Origin of the sequence: Rathayibacter sp. VKM Ac-2835, from assembly GCF_013266705.1 — a bacterium.
Lineage (GTDB): Bacteria > Actinomycetota > Actinomycetes > Actinomycetales > Microbacteriaceae > Rathayibacter.
On sequence record NZ_JABSNQ010000003.1, the window covers coordinates 483344 to 498406 of the forward strand.

The window sequence follows — 15063 nt, forward strand, 5'->3', positions numbered from 1 at the left end:
ATGCCTGACGTCCACGCGGCCCCGGCCGCGCGCCTCCTCGTCGCCGGCGTCCGCACGATGGACCCGGCGAACCCGCTCGCCGAGGCGCTCCTGATCGGGGGCGACCGGATCGCCGCGGTCGGCACCCTGCAGGAGGTCCGCGCCGCCGCCCCGGCCGGCACCCCCGAGGAGCACCTCGACGGCACCCTCCTCCCCGGCTTCATCGACGCGCACTCGCACGCCCAGCGCGCGGGCCTGAAGGCCCTGCAACTGCTCGACGCGGACGCCGGCGCCGACGCGTTCTCGGCCGCGATGCTCGCCGACGCCGACGCCGATCCGGACGCCCCGGACTGGCTCGGCGACACCCTGCCCACCCCCGAGGACCGCCGCGCGGCCCTCCTCCGCATCCAGCCGCTGCTGCACGAGCTGGGCTTCACCGGTGTCGTCGACCCGGCCGTCACGCTCGACGAGCTCGTCGCCTACCGCGCGGCGCACGCGCGCGGCGAGCTGTCGCTGCGCGTCGTCGCGATGCCGTACCCCGAGCTCGGCACGGAAGCGGTCCCCGGCATCGACGAGGCGCTGGCCGTGCTCGACTCGATCGACGGCACCACCGGCGACGGCGACGAGCTGCTCCGCCTCGGTCCGATCAAGGTCTACTACGACGGCGAGGGGATGAAGGGCCAGGCGCTCCTCGAGCAGCCCTGGCCCGACGGCGGTCACGGCGTGCAGCGGATCGAGACGGCCGAGTTCGCGCGGCTCGCCGCGGAATGCGTCCAGCGCGGCTGGGGCCTGGGTGTGCACGCGGTCGGCAGCCGTGCGGTCGCCGAGGTGCTCGACGCGCTCGAGGCGGCGGGTTCGCCCGAGCGGATCGCCGCCCTGCGCTGCCAGCTGATCCACGCCTACCTCGAGCCCTCCGCCGAGAGCCGCGAGCGCGCGACCCGGCTCGGCGTCGTCGCCTCGCTGCAGCCCTCGATCGCCTGGAGCAACGCGGCGGGACTGACGGCCCGGCTCGGCGCGCGGGCCGACCCGGTGAACCCGATGCGCGACTGGCGCGACTCCGGCGCTGTGATCGCGCTCGGCTCCGACGCCCCCTACTTCCCGTTCGACCCGCGCCGGGTGGTCGCGACCGCGGTGAGCCGTCGGATGCGCCGCCTGCCCGACCCGCTCGGCGCCGAGCAGGCGCTGACGGTGCTCGAGGCCGTCGAGGGCTACACGCGGGGAGCGGCGCACGCGGCCTTCGCGGAGGACCGCCGCGGGATGCTCCGGGCCGGGTTCCTCGCCGATCTGGTGCTGCTCTCGGTCGACCCGGGGGAGTGCTCGGCGGAGGAGTTCGCCGAGGCGCGCGTGCTGCGCACCGTGGTCGGCGGGCGGACGGTCCACGACCGGCCCGCGGGGGACGCCCGGGAGATGTAATCCCGACGAAACACAATGGGATCCGCATTGCCTTAGATTGGATCCAAGTTGAGCGGCCCCCCGAGCAACTCCGCCCCGCCCCGATGCACCACCCGTACCCCTTGGAGGACAGCACCATGGTCAGGAAGAGCTTGCTCGCCGGCGTCGCACTGGCGGCCGTCGCGAGCCTCGCGCTCACCGCCTGCGGGACCACCAGCGCCCCGCAGAGCGCCACCGGCACCGCCGGCACCACCGACACCATCAACGCGGAGCTCTGGTACGCGCCGTCCACCTTCGACCCCGCGAAGGCCTCCGCCGACGCCGACGTGACCGTCGCGCGCCTCGGCTTCGACACCCTGCTCCGCCAGGGCGAGACCGAGGGCTACATCGGCGGCCTCGCCTCCGAGTGGAACGCCGTCTCGGCCTCCGAGTACACGTTCACCCTCCGCGACAGCGCCACCTGCGCCGACGGCACCGCGATCACGCCGACCGTCGTCGCCGACTCCTTCAGCTACCTCACCGGTCTCGAGGACTCGGGCGCGGTGACCTGGAAGAACCAGGCCTTCGGCTCCGGCGAGCCGACCTTCACCCCCGACGACGCGGCCGGCACGCTGACGATCTCGCTCAGCCAGCCCTACTCGCAGCTGCTCGGCGGCGTCACCCGCCCCGGCACCGGCATCATCTGCCCCGCCGGTCTCGCCGACCCCGAGGGTCTCGCCGCGGGCACCGTCGACGGCGCCTGGTCCGGCCCGTACACGCTGTCGGACCTCTCCGCCGGCGTCAGCGCCGCCTACACGCTGCGCGACGACTACGACGCCTGGCCCGACTGGCAGGACGTCGAGGGCGAGCCCGCGAAGACGATCAACCTGACCGTGCAGTCCGACTCCAACACGAGCGCCAACCTGCTCGAGTCCGGCGGCGTCGACCTCGCCCGCTTCTACGACTCCAACGCGCTGCGCTTCGAGGACGACCCGGCCTACACGACCGTCACCTTCGCCAGCTCGGCCTACAACCTGGTCTTCAACGAGGCCCCCGGCTCCGGCTCGATCTTCGAGGGCAAGCAGGACCTCCGCGCCGCGGTCGCCCAGGCGATCGACACGCAGGGCTTCAACTCCGCCGGCCTCGACGGCCTCGGCGTGCCGCAGTACACCGTCAACGCGGCCAGCTACCGCTGCGCCCTGGACGACGAGTCGCTCGTGCAGACGTACGACCCCGCCGCCGCGACGCCCGAGCTCACCGGTCAGTCGATCCGCCTGCTGATGATGTCGAACTGGGACCCGGCCGCCGACTACCTGGCCGAGTCGCTCCGCGCCGCGGGCGCCACGGTCACCGTCTCGGCGCTCGACCCGGCCGACTGGTCGAAGGCCATGCGCACCGAGCCCGCCACCTGGGACGTCGCGATCGCGGCGGAGAACGCCGGCCCCGGCCTCATCCACACCACGATCGCCCGCTACCTCGGCCCGACCTACGCCGACGGCGGTACCAACGTCTCCTCCAGCGACAACCCCGAGGGCGTCGCGTACTACGAGGCCGCCATGGCCGCCTCGGACACCGAGACGCAGTGCGAGAACCTGCTCGCCGCCCAGAAGACGATCCTCGAGCGCGTCGACATGACGCCGCTGATCACCGACACGCACCGCTACGTGGCCCGCTCCGGCTTCGCCACCTCGGTGTTCTCGGGCTACTGGGACATCTCGGCCATGCGGATCCTGTCCTGATCCGCTGACGCCCTGAACACCTGAGCAGCCCACCCGAGCCGGACGACACGAGGAGACGACGCGATGAGCACCACGACCGCCACCACCGCTGCATCGTTGGGCCTCGGGTCGTCCGGCGCGGGGGCGCCCGGCCCGGGCGCCGTCCGCGCCGGCACCCTCGGCGGGGCCTGGCGGAGGTTCCTCCTCCGCCGGGCCCTCGGCCTGCTCGTCAACCTCGCGCTGCTCGTGCTGGTCACCTTCCTGATCGTGCAGCTCATCCCCGGCGACCCGGCGATCGCCATCGCGGGGGAGGCGGCCTCGCTCGACCAGGTCGAGCTGGTGCGCACCCAGCTCGGGCTCGACCAGCCGCTGCCCGCGCAGCTCTGGACCTACCTGGTCGGCGTGCTGCAGGGCGACTTCGGCGCCTCCTACCGCTACTCCATCCCGGCGATGGACCTCGTGATGACGGCCGTGCCGTACACGCTGACCATCACGATCTCCGCGGTGCTGCTCCTGCTCGTGCTCGGCATCGCGCTGGGAATGGCGGTCGGAGTCGCGACCCGCGGCGACCGCCGCCGCTGGCTCGACGCGGTGTTCAGCACCGTCACCGGCCTGATCTCCTCGGTGCCCACCTACGTGCTCGCGACCGGCTTCGTCGTCGTCTTCGCGGTGCTGCTGAAGGTGCTGCCGCCCGCCTACTCGCCGGCCTACGACTTCGGCACCGCCGCGATCCTGCCGATCGCCTCGCTCACCGTCGGCGGCACCTGCTCCGTCGCGAGGATCGTCCGCCGCGAGACCGCGGTGATCCTCGAGCAGGACTACATGCGCACCGCCCGCGGCTGGCGGCTGCCCGCGCTGACGCTCTACGCCAAGCACATGCTGCCCAACCTGCTGACCACGGCGCTGACGCTCTCGGGCATCATCCTCACCGCCCTGCTCGGCTCGGCGCTGATCACCGAGGCGGTCTTCGCCTGGCCCGGCCTCGGCGGCGTGATCGTCCAGGCGATCGCGATCGACAAGGACTACCCGGTGATCCGCGCGGCCGTCTTCGTGATCGGGCTCATCTCCCTCGTGATCACCCTCGTGATCGACGTCATCCTGGGTCTGATCGACCCGCGCACCCTCGGAGAGCAGCGTGGCTGAGTCCCTCACCGCCGTCCGCGGCCTGAAGCCCGCCGGCGCGCGCACCTTCGCCTGGAACCCCGGGCTCGTGATCGGGCTCGGCCTGCTCGGCGTGATCGCGCTCACCGCGCTGATCGCCCCGATCGCGCTCGAGGGCCAGGCCACCGGCCTCGGCGGCAGCCCCAGCCTCGGCTCGACCCCCGAGCACCCGCTCGGCACCGACACCCTCGGCCGCGACATGCTCGCCCGCACCCTCGTCGCCACCCGCTCGACCGTGCTGATGGCGCTCGCCGCGACCGTGCTCTCCGCGATCGTCGGCATCGCGGTCGGCATCGGCGTCTGGCTCGCCCCGCGCCGGGTCCGCGAGCTCGGGCTGCGCGCGATCGAGCTGGCCGTCAGCTACCCGACGATGCTCGTCGCGATCATCGTCGCCGCGATCCTCGGCCAGGGCGTCGTCCAGGTGGTGGTCGCCATCGCGGTCGCCAACATCGCCGGCTTCGCGCGGCTCACGGCGAACCTCGCCTCCAAGATCGCGGCGAGCGAGTACGTCACGACCGCCCGGCTGACCGGCGTGCCGACGCACCTCGTCGCGCTGCGGCACGTGCTGCCGAACATGGCCGAGCCGACGCTGATCCTCGTCGCCGGCGCCTTCTCCGGCGCGCTCGTCGAGATCTCGGGCCTCTCCTTCATCGGCCTCGGCGCGCAGACGCCCGCCTTCGACTGGGGCACGCTGCTCAACGACGGGCTGAGCCGGATCTCGGTGAACCCGGTCGTCATCCTCGGCCCGGCGCTCGCGCTCACGGTCGCCTCCTTCGCGGCGCTGCTGGTCGGCGACGGCCTGGCGGCGGCGGCGAACCCGCGCTCGAACACGACGCGGGCCCGGATGACGAGGGCCACCGGCTCCTCGACCGCCGCGCCCGCCCCGGCCGACGCCGTGCTCGTCGCCGACGGCATCACTGTCCGCCACGGCGCGACCGGCCGCGAGCTCGTCTCCGACCTCTCCTTCACCATCCGCCGCGGCGAGGTGCTCGGCATCGTCGGCGAGTCCGGCTCGGGCAAGTCGCTGACCGCCTCGGTGGTCGCGAAGCTGCTCGGCGAGGGCCTCGAGGCGTCCGCGCGCCGGCTCGAGCTCGGCGGCACCGACCTGCTCGGCCCCGTCCCGGACAGGGTGCTCGCCGCGAAGATCGGCCTGATCTACCAGGACCCGGGCACCGCGCTGAACCCGGCGATGGTCCTCGGCACGCAGCTCTCCGACGTGCTGCGGATCCGCCTGCGCCACTCCCGCCGCGACGCGCTCGACCTGCTGCTGCGCGGCTTCCGCTCGGTGATGCTCTCCGATCCGGAGGGGCGCCTGCGGCAGTACCCGCACCAGCTCTCGGGCGGCATGAAGCAGCGCGCGATGATCGCCTCGGCGATGAGCGCGAAGCCCGACCTGCTGATCGCCGACGAGCCGACCACCGCGCTCGACGTCACCGTGCAGCGCGAGGTGCTCAGCGTCCTGAAGCGCATGAACGAGGACTCCGGCACCGCCGTGCTCTTCATCTCGCACGACCTCGGCGTCGTCCGGGCGCTCTGCGACCGCGTCCTCGTGATGAAGGACGGCCGCATCGTCGAGCGGATCGACGACATCGCCCACCTCTCGGAGGAGACCGTGACGCATCCGTACACGAGGCAGCTGCTCGCCGCGACGCCGGTCGTGACCGTGCCGACGCCGCCGGAGGTGCGCTCGTGAGCGGCGCCGCCGCTTCGCCCGCCACGGGTTCGCCCGCCGCCGCGTCGTCCGCCGCCGCGTCCTCCGCGATGGTCGACGTCCGCGGTCTCGACGTCGTCTTCGGCCACGCGAAGGTCCTGCACGGCGTCGACCTGAGGGTCGAGCGCGGCCGCACCGTCGGCGTGGTCGGCGAGTCCGGCTCCGGCAAGTCGACCCTCGCCAAGGTGCTCGTCGGCTCGGTCCGCGCGGCGGCCGGCACGGCGAGCGTCGACGGCGTCGACATCGTCGCCGCCAACCGCTCGGCGATGCACGCCTACCGCCGGCGCACGCAGATGATCCCGCAGGACCCGTACTCCTCGCTCTCGCCGCGGCGCACCATCGCGCAGACCCTCGCCGAGGCGATCGACCCGGTCCGCGCCCGCGTCGGCCGGAACGAGGAGCTGATCGTCGCCTGGCTGGAGCGCGTCGGTCTCAGCGCCGACATGCGGCACCGGTTCCCGCACGAGTTCTCCGGCGGGCAGCGCCAGCGCGTCGCGATCGCCCGCGGGCTGATCATCGACCCGACCTTCGTGATCGCCGACGAGATCACCTCCGCCCTCGACGTCTCGGTGCAGGGGCAGATCCTCGATCTGCTCGCCGGCATCAAGGAGTCGCTCGGCCTGACGATGATGTTCATCTCGCACAACCTCGCCGTCGTCCAGCGCGTCAGCGACGAGGTCGTGGTGCTCTACCGCGGCGAGGTCGTCGAGGCAGGCCCGGTCGAGCGGATCTACGCCGACCCCCAGCACTGGTACACCCGCCGCCTGCTCGACGCCGACCCCGGCTCGCCGGGCTTCAGCCTCTCGGGCCCGGCGGCGGTCCCCGCGAAGGAGAGCGCATGACGGCCCGACTGCCCGCCACACCCGTCGGCGAGGGCGTGCTCCGCCTCGTCGGCGCGACGCTCGTCGACGGCACAGGCGCGGCGCCGCTCGAGGACTCCGAGGTGGAGATCCGCGACGGCGTGATCGCGTACGCCGGGCCGCGGCGTTCCGGCACCGGTCCCGAGGGGCGCACGGTCGACGTCTCCGGCGCGTTCCTGCTGCCGGGCTTCGTCGACGTGCACGTGCACCTCGCGATGGTGCCGGTCGCCCCGGAGGCGGCGCGCGAGCGCTTCCCGGAGGAGGACGTCCTCGAGATCGCCGGGCTGCTCCGCCGCACGCTCGACGCCGGCGTCACCACCGCGCGCGACCTCGACGGGCTCTCCCCGGGCTACCGCGAGGCCGTCGCACGCGGCGCGGTGGCGGGCCCGCGCCTGCACCTCGCGATCGCCATGCTCTCACCGACCGGCGGCCACGCCGATCCGCACCACCGCAACGGCAGCCTGCCGGCCTGGGCCGTGCGCCCGGGCATGCCCGCACCCGGGCTCGTCGACACCGACGAGGACGTCGTCCGCATGGTCCGCACGCTCGTGCGCACGGGTGCCGACGTGATCAAGGTCGCGACCTCGGGCGGGCTCGGCTCACCCAACGACGACGCGCGCGACGTCGGCATCACCGAGAAGCAGGTCGCCCTGATCGCGGAGCTGCTCGCCGAGCGCGGCGGCCGGCCGATCACGGCGCACGCTCTCTCCGACGACGCCGCGCGGGCCGCGGTGCTGGGCGGCGCCACGAGCATCGAGCACGGCTACGACCTCTCCGACGAGACCATCGCGCTGATGCGCGAGCGCGGGACGACGCTCGTGCCGACCCTGAGCATCCTGGTCCGCGCGTTCGATCCCGCGACGACCACCGCCGAGCGGCTCCGGCAGCGCGAGCTCCTGCGCGAGCGCGGTCTCGACTCGGTGCGCCGGGCCGTCGCGGCGGGGATCCCTCTCGCGCTCGGCACCGACGCCGGAGTGCACCCGCACGGCCGCAACCTCGCCGAGCTGGCGCAGCTGGTCGCCGTCGGGCTCACGCCGCTGGAGGCGCTGAGCGCCGGAACGCTCGGCGGCGCGCGCCTGCTGGGCCTGGACGCGCAGCTCGGCTCGGTCGAGCCGGGCAAGCTCGCCGACCTCGTGCTGACCGACGCGGATCCGCTGGCGGACGTCGCCGCACTCGCCGACCCGTCGGCGGTGCGGGTGGTGCTGCAGTCCGGCCGCGTGGTCAAGGACCTCGACGGGCGCCTGGGCTAGGCGGGCCTAGTACTCCTCGTAGTTGTAGGGCTCCGGGTCCGGCTCGATGACGGGGCGGGCGACGGTGCGCCGGTTGTCCTTGATGCGCGAGCGGATGTCCTCGACGGCCTTCGCGACGGCCTCCTCGGTCGCGGCCTCGTCGTGCACGGACCGCTCGACCGGCACCGCGACGAGCTCGCTGCTCGCGTCGAGCGTCATCTTCGCCTCGATCAGCACGCCGTCGTCGGTGAAGGCGGGGACGCTGACGGCCTCCGAGTGCTCCTGCCGGTCGATCGCGGTCACGAGGTCGAGGAGGGCCTCGGTGACGGCGTCGGTGGTGACGATGCTCTTGGAGGCGTAGGTCAGCTGCTGCATGCCTCCAGTCTGGTCGCGGAGGCTCGGCGTCTCTCGGGCTTGCGGCGGGGCGGGTGGCCGTCTAGCGGGCGGCGGGCTCTCGTGCTCCGTTCATCTCGGAAGCCTTGCGGCGGGCGTGCCGCGCGCCGCAGTCTGGAGGCATGCGAGACGTGCTGAGGAGATTCAGCGCCGGCGAGATCGCCGGCGCGGTCCTGGTCGTGCTGGCCTCGATCGCGCTCCTGGTCGGCGCGTTCGCCGCCGGCGCGGGCAGCGTCCACGGGATGCTCGGCGTGATCGTCGCGTTCGCCGCCGGCATCATCGGCCTGGGCGTGCACATCGCCGGCCGCGAGGCCCGGCTCCGCCGCGACGGGAACTGACGCCTTCATGCTGATCGAGTAGCCCTCTGAGAGGGCGTATCGAGATCCACCGAGTGCAGGGGCCGGGTCTCGATACGCGCTGCGCGCTGCTCGACCAGCAGGCAAGGAGCGCGCTCGGCCCGACCCGTGCTGTGCGGCGGGTCAGCGGTCGACGAGGGTGATCTCGAAGGAGTAGAGGTCGGGGCGGTAGCAGTGCTGGCCGTACTCGACGGCGCGGCCGGAGTTGTCGAAGGCGGTGCGGGTCATCGTCAGGACCGCGGCGCCCTTGCGCAGGTCGAGCAGCTGCGCCTCGCGGGGGGTCGTGGCGCGGGCGCCGATCCGCTGCTTCGCGACGCGCATCGCCACTCCGCGGGCGCGGAGCAGCTGGTAGAGGCCGTGCGTCTCGAGGGCGCCGAGGTCGAGGTCGACGAAGTCGGCCGGCAGGGTGTTGTCGAGCACGGCGAGCGGGACCCCGTCCGCCGACCGCAGCCGTACGAGGTGCAGGACGGGCGAGCCGACCTCGACGCCGAGCGCCTCGGCGGTCTTCTCGTCGGCCGTGCCGACCGTGGAGGAGAGGGTGCTCGTCGTCGGGCTCTGGCCCGAGCGCTGCAGGTCCTCGAAGAGGCTGGTGAGCTCGACGTTGCGGGTGACCCTGCCGTGCACGACCTGGGTGCCGATGCCGCGGCGGCGCACGAGGAGGCCCTTGTCGACGAGGTCCTGGATCGCGCGGCGGATGGTCGGCCGCGACATGCCCAGGCGGTTGCCCAGCGACACCTCGTTCTCGAGCCGCGAGCCGGCCGGGAGCGTCTCGTCGAGGATGGCCCGCTCGAGTCGCGTCGCGATCTGGTGGTAGAGCGGGATCGGCCCGGAGCGGTCGAGGTCCATGAAGAGGTCCATCGGCAGGGCGTGCTCCTCCTGCAGCGCCATGTCGTCCCCCTCCGCCCGCCGGCTCTCCGCCGGGAATGATCGACACCCGTCGGCGTCACCCCATTATGCAGCGCAGGTCAGCAGCACGGCAGACCGTCCCATTGTGCTATTGTAACGACATTACAGACCGCCCTCTCGAGGAGTTGTACACCGTCGTATGGTCCAGATGATCCTCCGCGCCCCCGCGAGCGCCGCCCCCGAGCACGCCGCCCCCGGAGCGGCCCGATGAAGGCCGCGGTCGCCGGCGCCCCCGTCAGCTTCGGCGTCTTCGAGCTCACCCCGGAGGGCGCCGACGTCGTCTCGCCCGACGATCTGGTCGATGTGCTCGCCGAGGCGGGCTACACCGGCGTCGACCTCGGTCCGGCCGGCTACCTCGGCCGCGGCGCCGAGCTGCGGAACCGCCTCGAGCGCTCGGGACTCGACATCGCCGGCGGCTGGATCCAGCTGCCCTTCTCTGACGACGAGGCTTTCGCGGCCTCACTCCCCGAGCTCGACGCCGCGCTCCGCCTCTTCGCCGAGGCGTCCGAGCACGGCCCCGCGCGGCTCCCGCTGCCGACCCTCGCCGACGACGGCTCCGCGGCCCGGCGCTCCTCGCCCGGGCGCGGCGCCGAGGCCGATCCGCTGGACGACGCGCGCTGGTCGCGGCTCGTCGCCAACGTCGAGCGCGCGACCGCCGTCGTCCGCGGAGCCGGCTTCGAGCCGACCTTCCACCACCACGCCGGCACGTACATCGAGTCGCCCGAGGAGATCGACCGCTTCCTCGGCGCCGTCGACATCGGCCTCACCCTCGACACCGGTCACCTGCTGATCGGCGGCGGCGACCCGGTCGCGGCCGTCGAGCGCTGGGGCTCCCGGATCAACCACCTGCACCTCAAGGACGTCGACGTCGCCGAGCTGCGCCGGGTCCTCGCGGCCGGCGGCGGGATGCGCGAGGTCTGGTCCTCCGGATCGTTCGTCGCCTTCGGCCGCGGCGACATCGACCTCGACGCCGTGATGACCGCGATCGACGCCCAGGGCTACGACGGCTGGGTCGTCGTCGAGCAGGACGTCCTCAACGCGCCCGACGCCGACATCACCGCGTTCCGCGACGAGCGCCGCGACGACCAGGCCGTCAACCGCGAGGCCCTGCGCGCCTGGGCCTGACCGCGCCCCTCCCGAACCCCACCCCTCAGACCGCCCCCGGGCAGCAAGGACATCGCCGTGACCGACACCCCTCTCCGCTTCGGACTCATCGGCACCGGCCGCATCGGCCAGGTGCACGCGGCGAACATCGCCGCCGACCCCGAGGCGACGCTCGCCTGGGTCTGCGACCCGTTCGTCGACGGCGCGAACGCCGTCTCGGCCCGCTACGGCGGCACCGTGACGACCGACGCCGCCGAGATGTTCGCGTCCGGCGAGATCGACGCAGTGCTGATCGCCTCGCCGACCGCGACCCACATCGACCTCCTCGAGGCCGCGATCTCGGCCGGGATCCCCGCGCTCTGCGAGAAGCCGATCGACCTCGACATCGCGCGCGTCGACGCCCTGCTGCCCCGCGTCACGTCGTCGGGAGTGCCGATCGCCCTCGGCTTCAACCGCCGCTTCGACCCGGCCTTCGCCGAGGCGCGCGCCCGCGTCGCCGCCGGCGAGATCGGCGCGCTGGAGCAGCTCTCGATCATCAGCCGCGACCCCGCCGCTCCGCCCGCGGCCTACATCGGCGTCTCCGGCGGCATCTTCCGCGACATGACGATCCACGACTTCGACATGGCGCGCTTCTTCCTCCCCGACATCGTCGAGGTCACCGCGACCGGCACCACCACGTTCGACCCCGGCGCGCGCGCGCACGGCGACTTCGACACCGCCGTCGTCACCCTCCGCTCCGCCTCCGGTGCGCTCGTCTCGATCACCAACTCGCGGCACAGCTCGGTCGGCTACGACCAGCGCCTCGAGGCCTTCGGCGCCGACGGCTCGATCGAGGTCGCGAACGCCCTCACCAGCCTGGTCAGCGTCTCGAACGGCACCAGCGTGCAGGCGAAGCCGCCGTACCAGGACTTCTTCCTCGAGCGCTACGCCGTGGCCTACCGGGCCGAGCTGACCGAGTTCATCAGGCTCGCCCGCGGCGAGGAGTCGACGAGCCCCACGTTCGCCGACGGCCGCGCCGCCCTCGTCCTCGCCGATGCCGCCGCCCGCTCCGCGGTCGAGCGCGTCTCGGTGAGCGTCGAGCTGTAGGGCACCGGCCGTGACCGTTCGTCTCGCCGCCTCCGCGGAGATGCTCTTCCCGGAGCTGGAGTTCGTCGACCGCGTCCGCCGCCTGCACGAGCGCGGCTTCGAGGTCGAGATCTGGGACTGGTCCACCAAGGACCTGCCCGCGCTCGCGGCGACCGGCGCGACGTTCTCGTCGATGACCGGCTACCTCACCGGCGACCTGATCACGCCCGACGGCATCGCCGAGACGCTCCGGACGGCCGAGCTCTCGCTCGCGGCGGCCGAGATCATCGACAGCCCGCGGCTGAACCTGCACGGCACCGGTCTCGCGCCGGGCGGGCTGCCCGTCCGGCCCGGCACCGAGGTGACGCCCGAGGAGCGCGATCGCGCCGAGGACACGCTCCGCCGGCTCGCCGCGCTCGGCGAGGACCGCGGCCGGGTCTTCACCCTGGAGAACCTCAACACGGTCGTCGACCACCCGGGCACGCCGTTCGCCCGCGCCGAGGACACCCTCGCGCTGGTCAGCGCGGTCGACCGCCCGGGTCTGCGGCTGAACCTCGACCTGTACCACGCGCAGATCGGCGAGGGGAACCTGCTCGAGCTCGTGCGCCGGTGCCTGCCCTGGATCGGTGAGATCCAGGTCGCGGACGTGCCCGGCCGCTGCGAGCCCGGGACCGGGGAGATCCGCTACCCGGCCGTCGCCCAGGAGCTGCGCGCCCTCGGCTACGACGGGGTCGTCGGCCTCGAGGCGTGGCCGTCGACCGACTCCGAGGCGGCGCTCGACGCCTTCGAGGCGGCCTTCGCGCTCTGAAGGCCGCCCCGCGGCGGGGCGTCGGACGGGGGCGTCGGACGGCTCAGGCGTCGTAGGTGACGTCTCCGCTGACCGTCCCGACGCTCTCCCACGCCCGCGAGCGGTCGCTGCGGAGCGCCGCCTCGACGATCTCGGCGGCCGACCAGGCGTCCGCGGCCGACGGCGCGAGCTGGCGCCCCTCCAGCACCGAGGTCAGGAAGAGCGACGCCTCGATCGTCTTGAGGTCGTCGAAGCCCATGCTCGTCCCGGCGCCCGGCTGGAAGCGGGAGAAGTCGCCGAAGCCCGGCTGCGCCATGATCGTGCGGTAGCCGCTCGGGTCGTCGGCGAGCTGCAGCTCGTTCAGCCGCTGGAAGTCCCAGCGCAGCGAGCCCTTCGTGCCGTAGACCTCGAGCGTGTACTCGGCGCGGGGCCCGACCGCGACCCGGCTCGCCTCCAGCACCGCGACCGCGCCGGACTCGAAGCGGCCGAGCACCGCCGCGTAGTCCTCGTTCTCGACCGCGCCGCGCTCGCCGCCCTCGGTGCCCTTGCTGAAGTGGCCCGCCGCGGCCGAGCCGGGCAGCGGGCGCTCGCGCACGAAGGTCTCGGTGAGCGCGGAGACCGAGTCGATCCGCCCGACCAGGTACTGCGCCAGGTCGGCGCCGTGCGAGAGCAGATCGCCGAGCACGCCCGAGCCGGCCCGCGCCTGCAGGAAGCGCCAGGTGAGGGCGCCGAGCGGATCCGCGGAGTAGTCGGCGAGCAGGCGCACGCTGACGTTGGTGACCCGGCCGATCGCTCCGTCGCGGATCAGGGAGCGGGCCTGCGCCAGGGCCGGTGCGTGCCGGTAGTTGAAGCCGACCGAGGTGACGACGCCGGCGTCGGCGGCCGCGCGCGCGATCTCGGACGACTCGGCGGCGGAGCGGCCCATCGGCTTCTCGATCCAGAACGGCTTGCCGGCCGCCGCCGCGGCGAGCGCGACCTCGCGGTGCAGGAAGTTCGGCGCGCAGATCGAGACGATGTCGACCTCCGGGTCCTCGAGCACCTCCCGGTAGTCCGCCGTCGTCCGGCGGTAGCCGAGGACGTCCTCCGCCAGCGAGCGCGTGCCAGGATCGGTGTCGGCCGCCGACACGAGGTCCACGGCGACGCCGAGGTCCGGGTAGTGCTCCGGGACCGCGCGGTACGCCCGCGTGTGCAGGCGCCCCATCCAGCCGACCGACACCAGACCCACTCCGAAACGGTGCACCATTGCGCGCTCCTCCATGCTCTTGACAGCGGCTCACGACCCGGTGCCACTCACCGACGAGCCGCTCCGAGCGTAGCGCAATGACAATATGTATTGACATTTGCAACGCGCGATTTCATACTCGACCCGACAACGACGTTCCGGACCGTCAGAGACGACGCCGTCCGCAGAGAAGGAGCTCTCCATGAAGAAGCGATTCCTCGCAGGCCTGGGCCTCGCGGCCTCGGCGGCCCTGCTGCTCAGCGGGTGCACGGGCACCGGTCAGGAGCCCGCCGCGACCGCTGGCGGCGGCGGCGGCGCGGGCGGCGGCGGCGACTACACCTACGCGGTCGTCACCCACTCCGGCCCCGGCGACGCCTTCTGGGACCGCGTGAAGTCCGGCGCCGAGGCGGCCGGCGGCGACTACGGCGCGACCATCACCTACAACGCGGACCCCGACCCGGCGAAGCAGTCGCAGCTGATCGACAACGCGGTCGCCCAGCAGGTCGACGGCATCGTCGTCTCGATGGCCAACCCCGACGGCGTCAAGGACAGCGTCGAGAAGGCCGTCGCGGCCGGCATCCCCGTCGTCACCATCAACTCCGGCATCGAGCGCTCCGCCGAGTTCGGCGCCCTCACCCACATCGGCCAGAGCGAGACGGTCGCCGGCGAGGCGGTCGGCACGAAGCTCGCCGAGGCCGGCGCCACCAACGCGCTCTGCGTCATCCAGGAGGCGGGCAACGTCGGTCTCGAGGAGCGCTGCAAGGCGGCCGCGTCGACCTTCGGGGGCAGCATGAGCAACCTGCAGGTGGACGGCACCAACGACGCCGACGTCAAGGCGACCATCAAGTCCAAGCTGCAGGCCGACCCGTCCATCGACGGCGTGCTCACCCTCGGCGGCCAGTACGCGATCGACGCCGTCGGCGCCGTCTCGGAGTCGGGCAGCTCGGCCCAGGTCGGCACCTTCGACCTCTCCGAGGACGTCGTCACCGCGGTCGAGGACGGCACGATCGCCTTCGCCGTCGACCAGCAGCCCTACGTCCAGGGCTTCCTCGGCGTCACGGCGCTCCAGCTCTACACGACCAACGGCAACGTCATCGGCGGCGGCCAGCCGGTCTACTCCGGCCCCGCCTTCGTCACCAAGGAGAACGCGGCCGCGGTCGCCGAGTTCGCCGCGAACGGCACCCGCTAGCGGCCCCGCCCG

Annotated in this window: 14 protein-coding genes; 11 read left to right on the forward strand and 3 right to left on the reverse strand. The window is 73.3% G+C overall.

The window, feature by feature from the left end; all coding sequences use genetic code 11:
• From HRK28_RS16005 to HRK28_RS16030, 6 genes are all read left to right on the forward strand, one after another.
• On the forward strand, positions 1 to 1392 hold the full coding sequence (locus tag HRK28_RS16005) for an amidohydrolase (RefSeq protein ID WP_173252327.1): 1392 nt from the start codon (positions 1 to 3) through the stop codon (positions 1390 to 1392).
• Between the two features lie 116 nt (positions 1393 to 1508).
• Complete coding sequence (locus HRK28_RS16010) at positions 1509 to 3089, forward strand: ABC transporter substrate-binding protein (protein ID WP_173252328.1); 1581 nt, start codon at positions 1509 to 1511, stop codon at positions 3087 to 3089.
• Between the two features lie 63 nt (positions 3090 to 3152).
• Complete coding sequence (locus HRK28_RS16015) at positions 3153 to 4211, forward strand: ABC transporter permease (protein WP_160086525.1); 1059 nt, start codon at positions 3153 to 3155, stop codon at positions 4209 to 4211.
• On the forward strand, positions 4204 to 5922 hold the full coding sequence (locus HRK28_RS16020) for a dipeptide/oligopeptide/nickel ABC transporter permease/ATP-binding protein (RefSeq protein ID WP_367948447.1): 1719 nt from the start codon (positions 4204 to 4206) through the stop codon (positions 5920 to 5922). The genes HRK28_RS16015 and HRK28_RS16020 overlap by 8 nt, the downstream gene beginning before the upstream one ends.
• Positions 5919 to 6782 (forward strand): ABC transporter ATP-binding protein, encoded by an 864-nt coding sequence (locus HRK28_RS16025; protein WP_367948448.1) that lies wholly within the window; start codon positions 5919 to 5921, stop codon positions 6780 to 6782. Before HRK28_RS16020 ends, HRK28_RS16025 begins: the two co-directional genes overlap by 4 nt.
• Positions 6779 to 8050 carry an amidohydrolase family protein gene (locus HRK28_RS16030; RefSeq protein ID WP_173252329.1) on the forward strand — a complete coding sequence of 424 codons (1272 nt, stop codon included), beginning with the start codon at positions 6779 to 6781 and terminating at the stop codon, positions 8048 to 8050. Before HRK28_RS16025 ends, HRK28_RS16030 begins: the two co-directional genes overlap by 4 nt.
• 6 nt (positions 8051 to 8056) lie before the next feature.
• Here HRK28_RS16030 and HRK28_RS16035 read toward each other — a convergent pair whose 3' ends face one another.
• Entirely contained in the window at positions 8057 to 8404 is a 348-nt protein-coding gene (locus tag HRK28_RS16035; protein WP_160086529.1) for a hypothetical protein, read from the reverse strand.
• A gap of 140 nt (positions 8405 to 8544) precedes the next feature.
• On the opposite strand from HRK28_RS16035, the gene HRK28_RS16040 reads away from it, so the two are divergent.
• Positions 8545 to 8760 carry a hypothetical protein gene (locus HRK28_RS16040; RefSeq protein WP_173252330.1) on the forward strand — a complete coding sequence of 72 codons (216 nt, stop codon included), beginning with the start codon at positions 8545 to 8547 and terminating at the stop codon, positions 8758 to 8760.
• A gap of 141 nt (positions 8761 to 8901) precedes the next feature.
• Here the strand turns inward: HRK28_RS16040 and HRK28_RS16045 are convergent, their stop codons facing one another.
• The gene (locus HRK28_RS16045; RefSeq protein WP_123705876.1) at positions 8902 to 9666 is read right to left on the reverse strand and encodes a GntR family transcriptional regulator; all 765 of its coding nucleotides are present in this window, start codon (positions 9664 to 9666) and stop codon (positions 8902 to 8904) included.
• Positions 9667 to 9891: 225 nt separating this feature from the next.
• Between HRK28_RS16045 and HRK28_RS16050 the strand changes: the two genes are divergently transcribed.
• From HRK28_RS16050 to HRK28_RS16060, 3 genes are read left to right on the forward strand one after another with little or no spacing between them, the layout of a single operon-like run.
• A complete protein-coding gene (locus HRK28_RS16050; RefSeq protein ID WP_160086533.1) occupies positions 9892 to 10809 on the forward strand; it encodes a sugar phosphate isomerase/epimerase in 918 nt (305 codons plus the stop codon).
• A 57-nt stretch (positions 10810 to 10866) separates the two neighbouring features.
• Complete coding sequence (iolG, locus tag HRK28_RS16055; protein WP_173252331.1) at positions 10867 to 11874, forward strand: inositol 2-dehydrogenase; 1008 nt, start codon at positions 10867 to 10869, stop codon at positions 11872 to 11874.
• Between the two features lie 40 nt (positions 11875 to 11914).
• Positions 11915 to 12661, forward strand: coding sequence for a TIM barrel protein (locus HRK28_RS16060; protein ID WP_173252410.1), 747 nt, complete (start codon positions 11915 to 11917; stop codon positions 12659 to 12661).
• Between the two features lie 43 nt (positions 12662 to 12704).
• Here HRK28_RS16060 and HRK28_RS16065 read toward each other — a convergent pair whose 3' ends face one another.
• Complete coding sequence (locus HRK28_RS16065; protein WP_254304937.1) at positions 12705 to 13883, reverse strand: Gfo/Idh/MocA family protein; 1179 nt, start codon at positions 13881 to 13883, stop codon at positions 12705 to 12707.
• Between the two features lie 181 nt (positions 13884 to 14064).
• Between HRK28_RS16065 and HRK28_RS16070 the strand changes: the two genes are divergently transcribed.
• A complete protein-coding gene (locus HRK28_RS16070; RefSeq protein ID WP_160086539.1) occupies positions 14065 to 15051 on the forward strand; it encodes a sugar ABC transporter substrate-binding protein in 987 nt (328 codons plus the stop codon).
• Positions 15052 to 15063 lie beyond the last annotated feature (12 nt).